The organism is Sphingomonas sp. MMS12-HWE2-04, from assembly GCF_044881185.1.
In the GTDB taxonomy this organism is placed as follows: Bacteria; Pseudomonadota; Alphaproteobacteria; order Sphingomonadales; family Sphingomonadaceae; genus Sphingomonas.
In genome coordinates this window covers 1,277,813-1,296,711 of record NZ_CP173254.1, presented here as the reverse complement: position 1 = coordinate 1,296,711, position 18,899 = coordinate 1,277,813, and the positions used below count along the sequence as shown (strand labels likewise).

Below are 18,899 nucleotides of genomic sequence, written 5' to 3'. Positions count from 1 at the left end.
GTGCCGCGCACGATCTCCATCTGGCCGCGGATCACCGGCGCCGCGCTGGTGCCGCCCACAGTGACGCGCGCGCTCCATTCGGATTCCAGTCCCATGCCCGATACGAACAGCCGGTTGTCGGCATTCACGCGGATATCGAGGTCAAAGACGTTGTTGCTCACTCGCTTAGGCGCAGGCTTGTTGTCGTTCGCGGCAAGCTGGCTCTTGCGACGGATGCCGGTAAGTTCGGGCACTTCCGCGGCGCCCTGGCGGATGATTTCGTAATGCGCCTCGGGGATGGTGAGACGTCCGGTGATCTTCAACTCCTGATCGTTCTTGACCACCGAGATCGCGCCCGTGGCCGACGCGCCGAGCGCTTCGCTCCGCGCCAGCCGGGCATTGTTAAGCTTCGCCTCCAGCGTCATTGGATAGCCATTCGCGGCCGACAGGCCGAGCCGCCCCTGCGCGCTGATCGTGCCGTCGCCCGCCTTCGCGCTAAGCTGGTCGAGGACGAGCTCGTCGTCGGAGAAATGGCCGTCGATCCGCATGTTGGTCAATTGCGTGCCGAAGGTCTCGTGGCCATAGGTCAGGTTGGTCGCGCGGACCACGCCGGTGAAGTCCGGATTGGTCATCGTCCCCGAGAAATCGGCGGCGATACCGATCGGCCCCGAGAGATGCTGGTCGCTGAGCCCGGCGAGCGAGAACGGCACTTCGGCAGGACCATTGTAGCGGATGCCGCCGGCGAGCGGCGCGCCCATCAGTCGCTCCATCCAGCTTCCCGCACGCGGCCCGAGCGGACGCATCGTCGCGACGATACGGCCCACGGTGGTGGTGCCACGCTTGATCATCGCACGAAGGTCGCCGCCATCGGGCAGCAGCTTGCCGACAAAGGTGACGTCGACCGGCGCCGACACCGTGGCGAGGCTCGACCGCGTGAAATCGTCGACATTGATCCGCACATCCGCGCTGGGGAAAGCCGCGGGATTAGGCTGGGCAAAGTCGACGCTGCCGGTAGCCGAGCCGCCGACCCCGATACCGGGAACGAAGGCGTTGACGATTGCCAAGTCGAGCTTGTCGAGCCGTGCCTGGAGCGCCATGCCGTCGCCATAGCTGCCGGCGAGTCGCAGGCTGCCCTGGTCGAAATCGATCTGCGTCGGCAATAAGCGATAGCTGCCGCCCTTGATCGACACGCGCGCCGGCTGCGCGGTATGGAACGGAATACCGCTGCCCTGCCCCTGCAACGCCACCAGCCATTGCTCGGGCGCAAGCTTGGCGTTGGCGGCGATCTGGAAAGGCACGCCGCTCGATCCATTGGCAAAGAGCTGCGCAGTGCCGTTGCCGCCCTGATAATCGATCTTGGCCCGCGCGGCCTTGAGCACGAAATTGCCGTTGCGGAAACTCGCCACCTGCGCGTCGGCGACGATTTGCGGCGTATCGGCCAGCACCACGCTGGCCTTTACCAGCGCTCGGCCGATGGTCAGCCCGGCCTGTCCGGGGATTTGCGCATTGAGCGCACTGGCGTTGACATCGGCGCGCTGGAGGTCGCCCTGCGCGCTCAGATCGGCGCGACCGTTCACGCCCGATCCCTGGAAGGTCAATTGCCCGGCAAACGGCCCGGCGCGAGTCTGTTCTAGCTTGCCGGCGATATCCATGCCCGCAAAGCGCGCCCGTTCGATATCCACCGCGAGCATATTGCCGGTGCGCACCAGTACATCGGCGTTAAACGGCCCGTAATTGGTGTCGCCGGTGGCAGTCACCGCATAGGCGTTGCCGCGCCCGCGGATGCGCGCCTCGAGATCGACCAGCCCGACGCCCAGCCCCGGCTTGGCCGCGCGCAACAGCACCTGCGGGGCGTTGAGCGTGCCGGTCACGCGCGCAGTGATCGGGCCATATTGAGTCGACACGGCATCGGCATCGAGCAGGATTGCCCCGGCCGGATCGTAGCGCCCCGATCCGCGCAGCACGCGGAACTTGGGCGCGCGCAGCCGCACGTCGCTGAACGCGATGATGCCCTTGGTATCGAGCCCGACGCGCGCCGAGGCGACGGTCTTCCCGCCGAGGAAGTTGCGCAGGCCTTCGTTGGTGATCTTCTGGCTCTCGGCTGCGACGGTCCCGCGAATGCCCCAGCCGCCCCCCTTGGGGGCATAGAGCTGCGCATCGGTCTTCAGATTGACCACGCCGATGCCGTTGACTGCATAATCGTTGATCCGGCCCTTGAGCGCACCCGTGTAGCGCCCAGCGCTCATGTCGGCCGCGATGATCGCCGTCGCATCGACCCGGTTCGAGCGCAGACGAAGGTTGTCCGAGAGGATCTGATCGCCCGCGATCGCCAGGTCGCCCGCGACGCTGAGATTGGTGACGAGCCCGCCCATTGCGGCGTTGAGCCCGGTGACGCGCGCCGCCTTGGCGCGGACGGGTAAGAGGATGCGATCACTATCGACCCGGGCGCGCCCCTCCGCATAGAGCCGCTCGACGCCCATCTCGCCAAAGCTGAGCGAAGCGGCGCTGACCTTGTAATCGACCACCGGCCGATTGAACGCGCCATCGAGCGCAAGCTGCGCGCGAACGTCGCGCCCGCGCAGGTTGGGAGCGATCGCGCCGGGGGTACGCAGCACCGCGTCGATCTTGAGATTGCCGAAACGATTATGCGCCAAATCGATCAGGCCCTTGCCCTCGACCGCGAGCGCATTCGACTTGATCTTGAGCAGCCCGTCGATCGTCCGATCGCGCCAGACGCCATCGAAGTCGATGTCGAGCTGCGGCGAAGCGAGCCGTTCGACCGGGCCCTGCATATAGACGCCGGGATGCGTCGGGCCGCGCACCTGGAAGCGGCCGTTGGTCGCGGTGATGGCGAGGTCGGCAAGCTGCTGGCCGCCGAGCGCGCCCTGCGCCCGGCCGCGCCAGCTCGCCCAGCTGCCCTGGCCGCCGACGCGCAGCGACAGCGGCTTGGCGAGCCCGGCGAGATTGGTGATCAGCCCCTTGACCGGGGCATCGACCCGCGCATCGATATCGAGCTTGTTGCGCGCAGGGTCGGCGTCGAGCTTGACGGCAACCTTGTCGCCGCCGGCAACGCCCGCCGCCGCGATCGTGCCACCGTCCGCTGTGATCTGCGCGCGGCCGCCGGCGAGGTGCGCAGTGCCGCGCAGCGCGCCGAGATGGCGCGTGCCGTCAACCGCGGGGGCGATGTCGATCCGCGCTACATCGATCCGGCCGATATCGAGGTTGATATCCGGGATTAGCGGCCCGCTTGGATCGGTCGAGGGCTTGAGCGCCGGCAGCCGCAGCAGCCGAACCTCCGGGCTGGTCAGGCTGCGGATGTCGATCTGTTTGCGCAGATAGGCGAAGGGCCGCCAGTCGACTGAAATCTCTTTGGCGGTGGCGAACGTGCCCTTGGTGTCGCGCACCTGGACGTTGCGCAGCACCATCGCGCCGTACAGCGAGCCCTCGATCTTGCCGATGCGGAAGTTCAATCCCGAGGCGAGTGAGAATTTGGCGAGCTGGTGCGCGACGAAATCGCGGCCCGGCTGGGTGTTGACGCCCAGGATCGCCGCGGCGGCGAGCGCGGCGAGCGACACCAGGCCGATGCCGACCCATTTGAGCACGCGCTGCCACAACGGCGCGCGCGCGACGACCACCGTCTCGGCGGGCGCGTCCTCGATGGGCGGTTCGCTGGCCATCAGAAAGCTTGCCCGATCGAGATGTAGAGCGCGATCTTGGACTCGCCCGGCTTGCGCTTGATCGGCGTCGCGACGTCGATCCGCAGCGGCCCGAAATTGGTGTAGAGCCGCCCGCCGATCCCTGCGCCGAAGCGCATATTCTGCGCGGTGGGGTAGATTCCTTCATAGACCTGGCCGGCGTCGACGAAGGGCACGATGCCGTAATTGCCGAAGCGATAGCGCGCCTCGAGCGCGAATTCGTTGAGCGCGCGGCCGCCCACCGGCTTGCCGTCGGGCGAGCGCGGGCCGAGCTCCTGATAGCCGAAGCCACGCACCGATCCGCCGCCGCCTGCATAATAGCGCCGCGAAGGGGGCAGATCGTCGCGGGCGATGCCGGGGATCGATCCGGCGCGCGCGCGCGCGGCGATGACGATGTTGCTCGTCACAGGCTTGTAGTAGGTGCCCTCGAGCATCAGCCGCGCATAGGGTCGCGCCGATCCGCGCACCGAGGTCTCGGGGCTTACATTGGCCTTGAGCCGGAAGCCCCGCGTCGGATTCAGCAGATTGTCCGACGTGTCATAGCCGACAAAGGTCGGCAACGCGGCGATCAACCAAGTGCCGCGATCGCGACCGCCGATGTTGTAGTTGTAGCGATCTTCGTTCGAACCGACGAGCTCGGCGCCGTAGAAATAGGTCCAGTGCTTCTGCCAGATCGGCGTCGAATTGCGCGACCAGCGCACCGCGAGCGTGCCGGTGTACGATTCATAAGCGTCATAGTCGCTGTGGTTGACCGAAGCCGTCGCCTGGAAGGTGCGGTCGCGCTGGCCGGCATTCGAGCGGCGGAAGGTGGCGGACAGCCCCTGTTCCTGCGTACCCAGCACCGCGCTGCCGATCAGCGCACCTTCATAAGGAAACAGGTTGCGGTGCGTCCAGCTTCCCTCGGCACGCAGCCCCTGGCCGGTGCTGTAGCCAATTTCCCCCGCCAGCGTGCGCGGGCGCCCGCGATTCTGGCGGACGCGCAGATTGACCACCTGGGTGCCATCTTCCGCGACCTGATCGGTGCGCTCGGGTTCGACCGAGACGGTCGAAAACAGGCTTGTCGCAATCAGCGCCGCACGCAGATCGTCCACGGCGCGCGCATCGTAGATCTGGCCAGGCTTGTAGCGGCGCAGGAGATTGATGTGCTCGACGTCGAACACCGGGCGGCGCCCTTCGGTGACGATCTCGCCGAAGCTCGATCGCGGCCCCGTCTCGACGGGCAGCGTATAGTCGCCAAGATGGGTCTGCTCGTCGAGCAGGATGTCGCGGTCGCCGACCTTGGCGAAGGGATAGCCCTGTTGCGGAAGCCGCAGCGCGACGTTGGCCTCGGCACCCTGTATGCGATCGGCCTGGATCGGGTCGCCGGGATTGAGGTTGAGTTCCCGGTCGATCAGCCCGACCGGGACGGTGGGACCGGTTGCGACGGCAATCGTGCCCAGCCGATAAAGCGCGCCCGGGGTCGCCGTTACGGTGACCTTGACGTTGCCCGAATTTTTGGGGGTTTGCTCGACCGAGGAAACGGCAGTGCCGTCATAATAGCCGATTGAGTTCATCAGCCGTATCGCCAACGCCTCGTCCTCGCGGGCGCGGGCGCTGACCATCGCAGCATTGGCCGCTTTGCCGTCGCCGTCCTCGAGTGCCGAAAGCGAGTCGAAGCGGTCGTTGAGACCGACCTTTTCGAGTCCTTCGACGACGGTGGTATAGTGTATCTGACTCTTCTTTTCGTTCTCTATGCCTTCGATCTTGACCGGCTCGACCTTGAAATCGGCAAGCGGCGCGAGCGGCTGAGCAAGTTCCGCAGCCTCGGGCGCCGGCGCGGCAAAGCTTTCCTCGACCTGCTGGGTCACCGTACCCGGCGTCGGCGCGGGCTTGCCCTCCAATCCTTTCACCGGCTCCAGCGGGGCGTTGATGTCGTCGCTCAGCTTGGGAAGCGAGGCTTCGAATTCGGCATCGGGGACGATAACTTCGTCTTGCGGCACGCTGGTATCGGGTGCTGGCGGCGTGGCAGGCGGCGGCGCCCCCTGCCCCGGCTTGGGGTCAGAAATCTGGGCATGCGCAATCCCGGGCAGGAACGCCGTCCCAGCCAGCGCGGCAAGCCAAACCGCCTTAACCCCTTTACGCACGCGCCTCCTTTGGAGCCACGATTCTCCCCGGCCCACTCGCTTGCGTAACGATCGATTGCGCAATTGGCTCCCTTAAACCGTTGCGGTGTGGGGATATCTCCACTCAGGCGCGCGCCGCGGGCCCCGGATCGAGCGCCGCCGCGGCCGCTTCCAGCCGTTCAAGCATCGCGTGGAGCTGCGTGCGTTCCAGATCGCTGAACCCCTCGAATATGCGCTTCTCCAGGTCGATCGCCTTGGGTGCGATCTGCTCGTAGAGCGTCCAGCCGGCGTCCGACAGCGCGATGAGGTGCGAGCGCTGGTCGCCGGGATTGGCGGCGCGCGCGATCAGCCCGCGATCGGCCAGCGCGATCGCCGCGCGGCTCACCGTGACCTTGTCCATCCGGGTGCGCCCGCACAGCGCCTGCTGGCTCATCGGCCCGTCCTCGGCGAGCACGGTAATCAGTCGCCATTCGGGAATGCGCAGACCGAACAGCGTGCGGTAAGCGGTCGCCACCGCATCGGAGACCGCATTCGAGGCGATCGACAGCCGATAGGGCAGGAACGCGTCTAGTTTGAGCGAGCTAGGCATAACCCCTCCTGACGTCCAACGTCAGCCAAACGCAACTGACAACGTTGGCTGATTGCATTTTTTGCAATGTTACCGGTAGCATTTCGCACTTGCAACATAGCTCGTTGCAACGCAAATAGAGCAGGCCTTTCAGGCATCCTCTCCTAAGACTTAAACGGCCGTCCTTCGGGGCGGCCTTTTTTTTGCTCACCGCATCTGGCGGCGGATCGTCGCTCGGATCGCCTTGCCATAAGGCGGCTTCATACCCGCAAACCTGGCAACGTCCAGTCCGGGCTGCCGGTAGATGCTCTTGGCATGGCTGAACGTGCGGAACCCTGACTCACCATGATAGGCGCCCATTCCCGAGGGGCCGATGCCGCCAAACGGCAACCCCTCCTGGCTGACATGGAAGATCACGTCATTCAGCGTGACGCCGCCCGAGATGGTGCGGTCGAGCACGCGGCGGCGCTCGCCGGCATCGCTGCCGAAATAGTAGAGCGCGAGCGGCCGGTCCCGCCGGTTCACTTCGGCGATCGCGTCGTCGATCGACGCATAGCGCCCCACCGGCAGCACCGGCCCGAAAATCTCTTCCTGCATCACCTTCATGTCGTCTGTGACGCCGCGCAGGATATGGAGCGGCATTTTCCGGCTGTTCGACGTGGCGAAATCCTCGTTCGCCGGATTGACCACGACCACCTCGGCGCCCTTGCGACTCGCGTCGTCCACCCATTCGGCGAGCCGCTGGTGGTGGCGATCGTTGATCACGGAGGTGTAATCCGGATTGGCGAGCACGCTCGGGTACATCCGCGAAGCCGCCGCAACGAGCCCATCGAGCACCGCTGCCTCCTTTTCCTCGGGGACCAGCAGATAGTCCGGCGCGAGGCAGATCTGCCCGGCGTTGAGCATCTTGCCCATCACCACGCGCTCGGTCGCCTGCGCGACATCGGCGGACCGCCCGAGCAGCACCGGAGACTTGCCGCCGAGCTCGAGCGTCACCGGGGTGAGATTGTCGGCCGCGGCATGGAGGATGTGGCGGCCAATTCCCGTCGCGCCGGTGAACAGCAGATGGTCGAAGGGAAGCGCGGCAAAGGCCTTGCTCACCTCTGGCCCGCCGCTGACAAAGGCGAGCTCCTCCGGCGCGAAATGGCGCGGGGCCAGTTCCTCGAACAGCGCTGCGACTGCGGGGGTGAACTCGCTGGTCTTGACCATCGCGCGATTGCCCGCCGCCAGGATGCCGGCAAGCGGGCTCATCACCAGATTGACCGGAAAATTCCACGGCGCGATCACCCCGACCACGCCCTTGGGCTGATATTCGATCCACGCCCGCCCGCCGAGCAGCCCCAGGGGAAACATCGTCGGCTTGCGCTCCGGTTTCGACCAGCGCTTGAGATGCTTGAGCGCGTGGCGGAGCGGCGCCACCGAAGCGGCGATGTCGGTCAACATCGATTGCTCGCGGCTGCGATGGCCGAAATCGGCACTGAGCGCGTCGCAGAAGCGCGAGTCATTCTCGGCGATCATCGCAATCGCGCGGCGCAGCCGATCGCGTCGCACCTCGAGCGACACCGGCAATTCGGCCATGAAGGCAGCGCGCTGGCGCTCGAGCAGGTCGCGCAATTCTATCTCCCGCTTTGTTCGATCTTGAGCTCTATCACGCTTCCATAGGTAAGCGGTGGCGGCGCCAGCGTCATCGCGAGCCAGATCCCGAACGCGCCGATCGCCAGCATCGCCCCGAACGGCAGCCGCACCGTGCCGTGCACGCGATGCCGCAGCAGCGCCATCCCCAGGACACTCACCAGCCCGACCAGGCATGCCGCAAGCAGAACAATCGGCAGTGCCTTCCAGCCGAGCCAGAGCCCGATGCCGCCGAACATCTTGGGGTCTCCCCCGCCGAGCCCGTGGCGCCCGCGCACCCGCCGATAGAGCATCGCGACCAGCCACAGGCTTGCAAAACCCGCCGCGCCTCCGATCAGCCGCTCGACCAGATCGGGCTTCAGGCCGCTGAACGCGTCGAACCCGATCCCCTCCGGTGAGGGCGGCACCCATCCGGAAAGTCCCACCGCCAGTCCGGCCAGCGCAAGCGCGCCGGTCAGGATGTTCGGCAACCAGAACGCCGCTAGATCGAGCGCCGCGAGCGCGAGCAGCAGCCAGCCGAACACCGCGCCTGCAACCCCTTCGATGCCGGGCGCTGCCAGCCCCGCCGCGACGCCTATCGCGATCGCGGCCAGCTCGGTCAGCACATGGCTCGGCCGGATCGCCGCGCCGCAGCTGCGGCAGCGCCCGCGCTGAACAATGTAGCTCAGCACCGGCACCAGTTCGCCCGCGCCCAGCGCTTTGCCGCAGCCATCGCAATGCGATCGCCCGCGCGCCACGGATCGCCCCTCGGGCCAGCGGATCGCGAGCGTCGCGATGAAGCTTCCCAGCGCGGCGCCGAGCAGCCCGAGCAGCGCCGGCCAGAACCAGGTCGCTTCGCTCATCCGCCAGGCGCGCGCTTGCGAAGAAGATAGCGATAGACGCCGAAGCAATTGATCCCGAACAGCACGAGATTCTGCGTCCAGAGCGGCTCGTCGCCCGACATCACGGCCCCGGTGATCCACGCGATGCTGGACGTGACGAACAGCGCAAATCCCCAGCCGGTGATCCGCCGGCCATTATCCAGCGAGACCATGAAACACGCGATGATCCCGCTGATCGAGGCATACCATTTGAAAATGTCGATAACACCCATGCCGAACCCTTCCTGACGCGGCCCCCGCGCTTTTGCAAACCGCGTCCGGGAGCACTAGATCGGCGCAAACACCCGAGAGGATCCAATATGTCCGCCGACGATGTCGTCATCGCTTCCTATGCCCGCACCCCCATGGGCAGCTTCCAGGGCTGCCTGTCCGATGCCAGCGCCACCGATCTCGGCGCTACGGCAGTCGGTGCCGCAGTCGAGCGCGCCGGACTGAAGGGCGATGCGATCGAAAGCATCTATATGGGCTGCGTGCTTCCCGCCGGGCTGGGCCAGGCGCCCGCGCGCCAAGCCGCGCTCAACGCCGGCCTGCCCAACCATATCGAGGCGACGACGATCAACAAGATGTGCGGATCGGGCATGCAGGCCGCGATCATGGCGGCCGAAGCGCTTGCTGCGGGATCGGTGGAGCTGATCGTCGCAGGCGGCATGGAGAGCATGACCAACGCCCCCTATCTCTCGCTGCGCCACCGCGCCGGCGCGCGGATCGGCCATGACGTGCTCAAGGATCACATGTATCTCGACGGGCTGGAGGACGCCTATGAGCCCGGCAAGCTGATGGGTAATTTCGCCGAGGAAGTGGCGCAGGAATATCAGTTCACTCGTCAGGCGCAGGACGATTTCGCAATCGCCTCGCTGGAGCGCGCCAAGAAGGCGCAGGCCTCGGGCGCGTTCGATCGCGAGATCACCCCCGTCGAGGTCAAGGGCCGAAAGGGCGTGACCACGATCAGCCTCGACGAGCAGCCGGCGCGCGGCGACATCGCCAAGATCCCGACGCTCAAGCCGGCTTTCTCGAAGGACGGCACGATCACCGCAGCCAACGCCTCGTCGATCTCGGACGGCGCCGCGGCACTGGTGATGACGCGGACCAGCGTAGCGGACCGGCTGGGGCTGACGCCGCGCGCGCGGATCGTCGCCCATGCCGCGCATGCCCATGCCCCTTCCCGCTTCACCACCGCCCCGGTGTTCGCGATGCAGAAGGCGCTGGAAAAGGCCGGCTGGTCGGTGAGCGATGTCGACCTGTTCGAAGTCAACGAGGCGTTTGCCTGCGTCGCGATGATCGCGATGAAGGAACTCGGCATCAGCCATGACGTGCTCAACGTGCACGGCGGCGCCTGCGCGCTCGGCCATCCGATCGGCGCCAGCGGCGCGCGCGTGCTCGCCACGCTGATCTCCGCGCTGGAGACGACCGGCCAGAGGCGCGGCCTGGCCTCGCTGTGCATCGGCGGCGGCGAAGCGACCGCAGTGGCCGTGGAGTTGATCGATTGAGCAAGCACTGGCTCCTCGCCGCGGCGGCCTGTATCGTCGCACCGGCGCAGGCCGCGCCGGACGCCTGGCCCGCGCTCGCGCCGATCCGACTGCACGCCGGCGAAAATAGCGTCCCGGACATCGCCGGCGACGGCAAGGCCGGCACGATCACGCTCGATTGGCGCGAGAACGGCAATGCCTGGAGCTATGACATCTACACGGTGAAGGTCGGCGGATCGATCGCCACGGTGAACGATAAGGACCGCTTTACCGACAGCCCGCACACCGGCGAGGACGTCATCACCTCGGTCCGCTTCGCCCGCGGCAAGCGTGGCGGCCATACCACCACCTTCGCGCTCGTCGCCCATCGCAACTGGACCGAGAGCGTGCCCGATCCCGCCCCGACGACGATCACGCTCTACGCGCTACAGCGCAACGACGACGGCATCGGCACGCCCTATGCCTTTGCGAAGATCGCCGAACGTACCACCACCCGGCGCTATTGCCACGCCGACATGGCACTGAAGACCGAACTCGGCTTCCCCCTGACCAAGGGCTATGACGGACTGCCCTCGATCGACGGCTGCTAGCACCGGCCCGATCTCAGCCCAACGTCTCGCCCGGATCGGTGCCCCAGATATGGCTCTGCTCGACATAGCCGCCGCGTCCGCCGACCTCGAACCAGCACCAGCCGCCGCCGCAGTTGCGGATCGCGCCAACCACGCCGGGCGCCGCGCGCCAATTGATGTGCGCCGTGAAATTGGCGGCCGAGCGCATCTCGGTGATGCCGCCCATCACGATCGCGGTGCGCTTGCCGTCGAGCAGGTTCGCCTGCATCCACCCCTGCGCGCCGTCCGGATCCTCGATCTTGCGCCACTCGCCGTACGCATCGATCACCTTCACCGGCAGATCGCGGCGCTGATACAGCCAGCTCGCCGGATAATTGCGCCCCGGCCCCGTGCGCATCCGCGCCTTGCCGGCCTTGATCGACATGAAGCTGGGCGGTTTCTGCTGCGCGTCCGCCGCTCCGCCCAGCCCGAGCGCCGCCGCGCCGAGCACCAGCCAACCCAAGTGCATATGCTTTCTCATCGTCACCGGCTCTACCGCGAGCGCCCCATAGCCATCAACCGTTGACTGGCGCCGCGGCTCCAGCCAAGCCGCCCGCTATGGCACAGGCAATCGCACAGGCGCCGCGCCCCTCGCGCCCCCGCGTGGCAGTCACCCGCACGCTTCCGCAGCCGGTCGAGGCGCGGATGGCCGAGCTGTTCGACGCCGCGTTCCACCCCGATGACGTCGCGATGGATCGCACCGCGCTCGCCGCGGCGATGGCGGATGCGGATGTGCTCGTCCCCACCGTCACCGATCGGATCGATGCCGCGCTGATCGAGGCCGCGCCCGAACGGCTGCGCCTCATCGCCAATTACGGCGCCGGGGTCGGCCATATCGACCTCAAGGCAGCCCGCGCCCGCGGCATCACCGTGACCAACACCCCGGGCGTACTCACCGAAGACACGGCCGACATGGCGATGGCGCTGATCCTCGCCACCCCGCGCCGGCTGGTCGAAGGCGACAAGCTGGTCCGCGCCGGGCAATGGACCGGCTGGCGCCCCACCGGCATGCGCGGCACCCGGATCGGCGGCAAGAAGCTCGGCATCCTCGGCATGGGCCGGATCGGCCAGGCCGTCGCCCAGCGCGCCCGCGCCTTCGGGCTGCAGATCCATTACCATAATCGCCACCGCATCCCCGAAGTCGCCGAGGCCCAGCTGGGCGCGACTTTCCATGCCGATCTCGATGCGATGCTGGCGGCGGTGGACATATTGACGATCCACACTCCGCACACCGAAGGCACCGCCGGGCTGATCGATGCACGCCGGCTCGATCTGCTCGGGCCCCAGGGTTGGCTGATCAACACCGCGCGTGGCGAGATCGTCGATCCGCAGGCGCTGGTCGAGGCGCTCGAAATGCAGCGCATCGCCGGCGCCGGGCTCGACGTCTATGTGGGCGAACCCGCGGTCGACCCGCGCCTGTTCGTGCTGGATAATGCGATCGTGCTGCCGCACCTCGGCTCGGCGACCTTCGAGGGCCGCGAGGCGATGGGCGCCAAGGTGATCACCAACATCCGATCCTGGTCCGACGGGCATCGGCCGCCCGACCAGGTGCTCGATGGCTGGCTGTAGCGATCAGTCGCCGGTCAGGATCCGATCGACGAGCTGCTTTACCGTCGGCACGAACCCGTTCGAATAGAAGGGATCGCGCTTGAAATTGTAGGCGCCATGGCCTGCGAACATCAGATTGTCATCCACCGGGCCGCCATGCGCGATGTCCTGCAGCGTCTTCTGAATGCAGAAGCTGCGCGGATCGGCAAGCCGCCCGGTCGAATTGGTCTCGCTGTCCGCCCAGCTCGAAAAGGCGCATTGGCTCAGGCAGCCCATGCAATCGGCCTGATCCTTGCGGATCACCGATTGCTCCTCGGGCGTGACGAACACCAGCGTGTTATCGGGCGTCTTGAGCGCCGAGGTGAAGCCGAGGCCGAACCATTCCCGCGCGCGCAGCAGGTCGTTGCGAGTCACCCAGAAATTCTTGCCCTTCACGCCCACGTCGAGCTGGAAGGTGTGATCGCCGGCATGCTCGGTCGAATAGGCGATCTGGCGCTCGGAGCGCGCCTCGAGCAGGCGCAGGAACGGATTGCGCACCGCTGAGGAATAGAAGCCGGTCGGCGAGAAGCGGTGGAGCAGGATGTCGCCCTGTTCGAGCTTCATCAGCTCGTTCTTCCAGCCTTCGGGAATCGGGCTTTCCTGAGTCAGCAGCGGCCGCGTGCCGAACTGGAAGGCGATCTTGCCGAGCTCGGGATTGTCGATCCAGTCGCTCCAGTCGCGCAGGAACCACACGCCGCCGGCCATCACGATCGGCACGTCGTCGGAGATGCCGCCCTCGCGCATCGTCGCGCGCAGGTCGCGAACGCGCGGATAGGGATCCTGCGGCACCAGCGGGTCTTCGGCGTTGGACAGGCCGTTATGCCCGCCGGCGAGCCAGGGGTCTTCGTAGACGACCGCCGCCAGCCACTCGCTCGCCTTCGAATAGGCGCGCTTCCACAGCGCACGGAAGGCGCGGCCCGAGCTGACGATCGGCAGATAGCTCACGCCGTAAGAGGCGGTGATCTCGCTGAGCTTGTAGGGCATGCCCGCGCCGCAGGTAACGCCGGCCACCATGCCCTTGGTACGTTCGAGCACGCCGTGGAGGATGCGCTGGGCGCCGCCCATTTCCCACAGCACGTTGATGTTGATCGCGCCCTTGCCGCCGGCGATGTCGAAGGCCTTCTTGACCTGTTGGACCGCGCCTTCGATCGCGTACTGGATCAGTTCCTCATGCCGCTCGCGCCGCGTCAGCGCGCGGTAGATTTGCGGGATGATCTTGCCCTCGGCGTCATAGCTGTCGGCATTGACCGCGCTCACCGTGCCGATGCCGCCGGCCGCCGCCCAGGCGCCCGCACTGGCATGGTTGGTGGCGGCGACGCCCTTACCCCCTTCGATCAGCGGCCAGACTTCATGGCCGTTATAAGTGATGGGGGACAGACCCTTGAACAACGATACCTCCGAAAAAATTGCAGCGCTCTGCTAGCGGGTACGGCCACAACAAGCGAGTAACATTCGTTACTGCAGTGCGGCAGGCCGACCCATCGCCTCGCCATAGAGCCGCGCATAGGCCGCGACCATCTGTGCCTCGTCGAACAACGCACGGGCACGCAGTCGGTTCGCTTCGCCGATCTGCCGGCGCGAATCCGGATGTTTGGCGAGGGTATCGATGCGATCGCGCAGATCGACTTCGTTGTGTCGCGGGGCGAGGAACGGCTCGTTCTCCGGCGAGACCATCGCGGGCACGTCGCCGACCCGGGTCGACACCACCGGCAGACCCGCCGCCATCGCCTCGATCACCGAGATCGGCGCCTGCTCGCTCTTCGACGACATCGCGAAAATATCGAACAATCCCATATATTTGTGCGGCTCGGGCAGGAAGCCGGGCAGGATCACCTGGTCCTCGATCGCCATCGCCTCCGCGGCGTCGAGAATGTTCTGCCGCTCGGGCCCCTCGCCCAGGATCACCAGCTTGAAGCGCGCATTGAGCCCGCCGCACGCCCGCACCAGCAGCGGCAGGTCCTTGACCGGGCGCAGCCCGGCGACGCAGCCGATGAAGATCTCGCCCTCGCGGCGCTTGGCCAGCGCCGGGATCAGCCTGGGATCGGGCTTTTGCGCATAAAGCATCGTCGGCACGCCATTGGCGATACGGTGCACCCGCGCGGCCGGCTGGTGCCAATGCTTGCGCGCGATCCGCTCGAGGATCTGGCTCGGCACCACCAGCGCATTGGCGGCGGGCAGCGCGATGCGGCGATACATGTTGCGCACCGGGCTCAGCCGCTGTGCCTCGTCGGCATTGAACCCATCCTCGTGATGGACGATCGGCGGCAGCCCCTTGCCGAAGACGCGCGCCGCCATCACTCCGTCGATCGCGCCCCAATTATAGGTAAGCACCAGATCGAAGCGCCGCATGAACCGCGCGATCTCCTCATAGCGCCGAGCCGAGGGCCTGCCGGAGAGCGGCGGCGGGTTCTGCGCGATCTCGTACTTGATCCCCTTGGCGATCGCCGCACGCGCGCCGAGCTGATCGGGCACGGCAGAGACGATGGTGTGCCGCGCCTTGTCGCCAAACGCGTTCATCAGCCGAACGGCACGCGCCTCCTTGCCGCCAAGGTCGAAGGTCGAATGGAGATGGAGGATATGGATGGGCATGGCGCAGCGGCTTAGCCAACTCGTCACCCCGGCGGAAGCCGCGATGCCGATCGCTAGCCGAGCTTCTCCAGCAGCCGCGCGATGCCCGCCACGGCCTCGGGCTCGTCGAGCGTGGGCGCATGGCCGACGCGCGGCACGGTCACCAGCTCGGCGCCGGGCAACCGCGCCGCCATCTTCTCCGCGGTATCGGCCGCAAGGATGTCCGAACGTTCGCCGCGGACCACCAGCACCGGCTTGCTCTGCATCGCATCGATCGTCGGCCACATGTCCGGCCCAGCCTCGTTGCCCGGCACGCGGAACGGCTCGGCGATCTTCATGTCGTAATCGAGCACGATCCGCCCCGAGCTGTTCACCCGGTAGAGGCGCTTGGCCACGCGCAGCCAGTCCTCGATGCCGTAATCGGGATAGACGTCGCCATTGCCCTCGGCGACGGCGCGCGCGGCGTGCATCCAGGTCGGGTGCCACACCGACTTGCCGACATAGCTGCGGATCCGCGCCAGGCCGGCCGGATTGAGCTCGGGCCCGACATCGTTGAGCACCACGCCGGCCAGCTTGCCGCCATCGGTGGCGGCCAGCAGCATCGTCACGATTCCCCCCAGGGACGTCCCCACCGCGACGAACTTGTCGATGCCGAGCTCGGCAAGCAGCGCCTCGACATCCTGGAGGTAGACGAGCGGGACATAGCTCATCGGATCCTTGGCATAGGCGCTCTCGCCCCGCCCGCGGAACTCGACGCAGAGCACCCGCCACTCGCCCGCCAGCCGCTCGGCAAGCGCCACATAGTCGCGCGCGTTGCGGGTGAGGCCCGGCAAGCACAGGATCGGCGGCTTGTCGGCAGGGCCGGCATAGTCGCGATAATGGAGCCGCAGGCCGTCCTTCGACCACCAATAGCCATCGGTGTAGTTGCGCCGCTCGCCCATCCTCCCCCATATCGCCGCATGGCCTTCGCTCCGCAACAGGCGATCCTCGAACTCGGGGACACCTTCTACGACCCGGTCCAGCCGGCAAGCTTCCCCAAGACGGTGCTGCGCTATCGCAACGATCGCGCCGCGGCCTCGGTCGGGCTAGACCGATTGTCGGACGCCGAATGGCTCGCGCATTTCGGCCGGTTCGCGCCGCTGACCGACAGCCTGACCCAGCCGCTGGCGCTGCGTTACCACGGCCACCAGTTCCGCGTGTACAATCCCGAGATCGGCGACGGCCGGGGCTTCCTGTTCGCGCAGATGAAGGACATCAAGGGCCGGCTGCTCGATCTCGGCACCAAGGGGTCGGGCCAGACGCCGTGGAGCCGCTTCGGTGACGGCCGACTCACTTTGAAGGGCGGCGTCCGCGAGATCCTCGCCACCGAGATGCTCGAAGCGTTGGGCGTCGAGACCTCAAAGACCTTCTCGCTGATCGAGACCGGCGAGGAACTCCACCGCACCGACGAGCCCTCGCCCACCCGTTCCTCAGTGTTGGTGCGCCTGAGCCATGGCCATATCCGCATCGGCACCTTCCAGCGCCTCGCTTATGCGCAGGACGGCGAGGCGATGGCGAAACTCGTCGCCTATGTGCTGCGCCGTTATTATGGCGAGGAAGCGGGCGAGGACGGGCCGCAGCGGCTGCTCGCCCATGTCGCCGCGCGCACCGCGCGGCTCGCAGCGCAATATATGGCGGCCGGCTTCGTCCACGGCGTGCTCAACAGCGACAATATCAACGTCACCGGCGAGAGTTTCGACTACGGCCCTTGGCGCTTTGCGCCGACCTGGGAGCCGGGGTTCACCGCCGCCTATTTCGACCAGAGCGGCCTCTATGCGTTCGGCCGCCAGCCCGAGGCGATCTATTGGGACGCGATGCAGCTCGCGGTGTCGCTGCGCACCCTCGTCACCGAAGAGCCGCTGATCGAGGCGCTGCAGACTTTTCCCGAAGCCTATCCGCGCGAGGCGGCCAAGGCGCTGGTATGGCGGCTGGGGCTGGAACCGCGTGGCTTCGAAGAGGATCGCGCGCTGATCGAGGCGCTCGAACCCGCGCTCGTCGCCTCGCAAGTGAGCCTCGATCGCTTCTTCTTCGATGCGTTCGGCGGCAAGCTTCCCAAGAGCTACGACGCCCCGTTCGAGGGCCTGCGCGCCCAACTCGCGCTCTATCGCCCGCGCAAGCGCCGCGAGCACGATTATTGGTCGGCAAGGCCGTGCTCGATGCTGATCGACGAAGTCGAGGCGATCTGGTCGCGGATCGCCGAGGCCGATGACTGGGCGCCGCTATATGCCAAGGTTGCCGCTATCCGCCGCATGGGCGAGGCGCTGGCTTGATGGGGCGACGCGTGCGCCGGGGGTTGGCAAGCCTCGGCAAATTCGGGCAAGAGCAACGCATTCTTCCGGGGACTACAGCCAGATAATGCCGGAAACGGAAATCATCTCGACCGAGCCGGCAACGGGTGCCGTGCTCTGGCGGCAGAAAGTCGGCGACGTCGATGCCGAGGTTGCGCTCGCACGGGCCAGCTGGGCAGGTTGGGCCGCGCGCCCGCTCGCCTATCGCATCGAAGCGCTGCGCCGCTTCGCCAATGTCGTCCGCCAAAAGGCCGATGCCTTCACCGATCTGCTCGCCCGCGAGACCGGCAAGCCGCTGTGGGAAGCGCGCACCGAAGTCGAGACGGTGATCGCCAAGGTCGACGTCTCGGTCAGTGCCTATTCCGAGCGCACCGGCCAGCGCCGTATCGAAGCGCCGATGAACACCCGGCTTGCGCTGCGCCACAAGCCCCACGGCGTGCTCGCGGTGCTCGGCCCCTATAATTTCCCGGCGCATCTGCCCAACGGGCATATCGTCCCCGCGCTGCTGGCCGGCAATGCGGTGGTGTTCAAGCCGTCGGAAAAGACGCCGGCGAGCGGCGCCTTCCTGGTCGATTGTTTCCACCAGGCGGGCATCCCCGAAGGCTGCATCCGCCTGCTGATCGGCGGCGTCGAGCAGGGCAAGGCGCTTGCCGGCCATGCCGATATCGACGGACTGCTGTTCACCGGATCGGCCAATACCGGGATCGCGCTCAACCGTCAGTTCGCTACCCGGCCCGAGAAGATCCTGGCGCTCGAAATGGGCGGCAACAATCCGATCCTCGTCTGGGACACGCCCGATCTCTATTCCGCTGCGGTGCTCGTCATCCAGTCGGCCTTCACCACTGCCGGCCAGCGCTGCACCGCGGCGCGGCGGCTGATCGTCGACGAAGCGCTCGCCGATCCGCTGCTGGCGGAGATCAACAAGCTGATCGGTCGGCTGATCATCGGCGAGCCGCATGCCGATCCCGCGCCGTTCATGGGCCCGGTGATCGACAACGACACGGCGGACATGCTCACCGAGAGCTTCCTCGCGCTCTCCACGATGGGCGGCCGCCCGCTGCGCCACATGGAGCGCCCGATCGAGGGCCGCCCGTTCCTCACCCCCGGCCTGATCGACATGACCCAGGCCAACGACAAGCCCGATGTCGAGCTGTTCGGTCCGATCCTGCAGATCTATCGCAAGTCCAGTTTCGAGGATGCGATCACCGAAGCGAACAACACCCGCTATGGCCTCTCCGCGTCGCTGGTGAGCCAGAGCCCCAAGCTCTACGACCAGTTCTGGGCGAACATCCGCGCCGGCATCGTCAATTGGAACCGGCCGACCAACGGGGCAAGCTCCTCGGCACCGTTCGGCGGCGTCGGCTGGTCGGGCAATCATCGGCCCAGCGCCTATTACGCCGCCGATTATTGCGCCTATCCGGTGGTCTCCTCCGAATCCGAACAGGCCCGCGCCTCGATCGGGCTGGGATTGCGCGACGCCTGAACG

The 18,899-nt window shown here is 66.8% G+C and carries 14 protein-coding genes and 1 pseudogene; 5 read left to right on the top strand and 10 right to left on the bottom strand.

Translation table 11 applies throughout. The annotated features are described in order from the left end of the window. Positions 1–26: 26 nt before the first annotated feature. The 6 genes and pseudogenes from AB2M62_RS05835 to AB2M62_RS05810 form a co-directional block, all read right to left on the bottom strand. Positions 27–527, bottom strand: a pseudogene (locus AB2M62_RS05835) (translocation/assembly module TamB domain-containing protein); the annotation flags it as partial. A gap of 3,128 nt (positions 528–3,655) precedes the next feature. Further along, a complete protein-coding gene (locus AB2M62_RS05830) occupies positions 3,656–5,797 on the bottom strand; it encodes an autotransporter assembly complex family protein (protein ID WP_404338418.1) in 2,142 nt (713 codons plus the stop codon). A 103-nt stretch (positions 5,798–5,900) separates the two neighbouring features. After that, positions 5,901–6,365, bottom strand: coding sequence for a MarR family winged helix-turn-helix transcriptional regulator (locus AB2M62_RS05825; protein ID WP_404338417.1), 465 nt, complete (start codon positions 6,363–6,365; stop codon positions 5,901–5,903). Positions 6,366–6,551: 186 nt separating this feature from the next. Further along, positions 6,552–7,922, bottom strand: coding sequence for a coniferyl aldehyde dehydrogenase (locus AB2M62_RS05820; protein ID WP_404339823.1), 1,371 nt, complete (start codon positions 7,920–7,922; stop codon positions 6,552–6,554). A 38-nt stretch (positions 7,923–7,960) separates the two neighbouring features. Further along, positions 7,961–8,818 carry a prepilin peptidase gene (locus AB2M62_RS05815; protein ID WP_404338416.1) on the bottom strand — a complete coding sequence of 286 codons (858 nt, stop codon included), beginning with the start codon at positions 8,816–8,818 and terminating at the stop codon, positions 7,961–7,963. After that, complete coding sequence (locus AB2M62_RS05810; protein ID WP_404338415.1) at positions 8,815–9,069, bottom strand: hypothetical protein; 255 nt, start codon at positions 9,067–9,069, stop codon at positions 8,815–8,817. The genes AB2M62_RS05815 and AB2M62_RS05810 overlap by 4 nt, the downstream gene beginning before the upstream one ends. Before the next feature lie 87 nt (positions 9,070–9,156). Between AB2M62_RS05810 and AB2M62_RS05805 the strand changes: the two genes are divergently transcribed. Further along, positions 9,157–10,344 carry an acetyl-CoA C-acyltransferase gene (locus AB2M62_RS05805; protein ID WP_404338414.1) on the top strand — a complete coding sequence of 396 codons (1,188 nt, stop codon included), beginning with the start codon at positions 9,157–9,159 and terminating at the stop codon, positions 10,342–10,344. Further along, on the top strand, positions 10,341–10,913 hold the full coding sequence (locus tag AB2M62_RS05800) for a hypothetical protein (protein WP_404338413.1): 573 nt from the start codon (positions 10,341–10,343) through the stop codon (positions 10,911–10,913). The genes AB2M62_RS05805 and AB2M62_RS05800 overlap by 4 nt, the downstream gene beginning before the upstream one ends. 13 nt (positions 10,914–10,926) lie before the next feature. On the opposite strand, the gene AB2M62_RS05795 is transcribed toward AB2M62_RS05800, so the two are convergent. Further along, entirely contained in the window at positions 10,927–11,400 is a 474-nt protein-coding gene (locus AB2M62_RS05795) for an SH3 domain-containing protein (protein ID WP_404338412.1), read from the bottom strand. An 89-nt stretch (positions 11,401–11,489) separates the two neighbouring features. On the opposite strand from AB2M62_RS05795, the gene AB2M62_RS05790 reads away from it, so the two are divergent. Continuing rightward, positions 11,490–12,500, top strand: coding sequence for a 2-hydroxyacid dehydrogenase (locus AB2M62_RS05790; RefSeq protein WP_404338411.1), 1,011 nt, complete (start codon positions 11,490–11,492; stop codon positions 12,498–12,500). Positions 12,501–12,503: 3 nt separating this feature from the next. Here the strand turns inward: AB2M62_RS05790 and AB2M62_RS05785 are convergent, their stop codons facing one another. The 3 genes from AB2M62_RS05785 to AB2M62_RS05775 all read right to left on the bottom strand — a co-directional run bounded on the left by AB2M62_RS05785 (position 12,504) and on the right by AB2M62_RS05775 (position 16,027). Further along, complete coding sequence (locus AB2M62_RS05785; RefSeq protein ID WP_404338410.1) at positions 12,504–13,907, bottom strand: NAD(P)H-dependent flavin oxidoreductase; 1,404 nt, start codon at positions 13,905–13,907, stop codon at positions 12,504–12,506. 66 nt (positions 13,908–13,973) lie between these two features. After that, complete coding sequence (locus AB2M62_RS05780) at positions 13,974–15,107, bottom strand: glycosyltransferase family 4 protein (protein WP_404338409.1); 1,134 nt, start codon at positions 15,105–15,107, stop codon at positions 13,974–13,976. Positions 15,108–15,160: 53 nt separating this feature from the next. Then, complete coding sequence (locus AB2M62_RS05775; protein ID WP_404338408.1) at positions 15,161–16,027, bottom strand: alpha/beta fold hydrolase; 867 nt, start codon at positions 16,025–16,027, stop codon at positions 15,161–15,163. Between the two features lie 18 nt (positions 16,028–16,045). Between AB2M62_RS05775 and AB2M62_RS05770 the strand changes: the two genes are divergently transcribed. Continuing rightward, the gene (locus AB2M62_RS05770; RefSeq protein ID WP_404338407.1) at positions 16,046–17,395 is read left to right on the top strand and encodes a protein adenylyltransferase SelO family protein; all 1,350 of its coding nucleotides are present in this window, start codon (positions 16,046–16,048) and stop codon (positions 17,393–17,395) included. Between the two features lie 85 nt (positions 17,396–17,480). After that, on the top strand, positions 17,481–18,896 hold the full coding sequence (astD, locus tag AB2M62_RS05765) for a succinylglutamate-semialdehyde dehydrogenase (RefSeq protein WP_404338406.1): 1,416 nt from the start codon (positions 17,481–17,483) through the stop codon (positions 18,894–18,896). Positions 18,897–18,899 lie beyond the last annotated feature (3 nt).

Excerpts from the sequence above, each read along its gene's own strand:
- AB2M62_RS05805 (WP_404338414.1), top strand. The coding sequence starts at position 9,157 with ATGTCCGCCGACGATGTCGTCATCGCTTCCTATGCCCGCACCCCCATG.
- AB2M62_RS05820 (WP_404339823.1), bottom strand. The coding sequence starts at position 7,922 with ATGGCCGAATTGCCGGTGTCGCTCGAGGTGCGACGCGATCGGCTGCGC.
- AB2M62_RS05780 (WP_404338409.1), bottom strand. The coding sequence starts at position 15,107 with ATGCCCATCCATATCCTCCATCTCCATTCGACCTTCGACCTTGGCGGC.
- AB2M62_RS05795 (WP_404338412.1), bottom strand. The coding sequence starts at position 11,400 with ATGCACTTGGGTTGGCTGGTGCTCGGCGCGGCGGCGCTCGGGCTGGGC.
- AB2M62_RS05770 (WP_404338407.1), top strand. The coding sequence starts at position 16,046 with ATGGCCTTCGCTCCGCAACAGGCGATCCTCGAACTCGGGGACACCTTC.
- AB2M62_RS05810 (WP_404338415.1), bottom strand. The coding sequence starts at position 9,069 with ATGGGTGTTATCGACATTTTCAAATGGTATGCCTCGATCAGCGGGATC.
- AB2M62_RS05815 (WP_404338416.1), bottom strand. The coding sequence starts at position 8,818 with ATGAGCGAAGCGACCTGGTTCTGGCCGGCGCTGCTCGGGCTGCTCGGC.
- astD (WP_404338406.1), top strand. The coding sequence starts at position 17,481 with ATGCCGGAAACGGAAATCATCTCGACCGAGCCGGCAACGGGTGCCGTG.
- AB2M62_RS05775 (WP_404338408.1), bottom strand. The coding sequence starts at position 16,027 with ATGGGCGAGCGGCGCAACTACACCGATGGCTATTGGTGGTCGAAGGAC.
- AB2M62_RS05790 (WP_404338411.1), top strand. The coding sequence starts at position 11,490 with ATGGCACAGGCAATCGCACAGGCGCCGCGCCCCTCGCGCCCCCGCGTG.
- AB2M62_RS05825 (WP_404338417.1), bottom strand. The coding sequence starts at position 6,365 with ATGCCTAGCTCGCTCAAACTAGACGCGTTCCTGCCCTATCGGCTGTCG.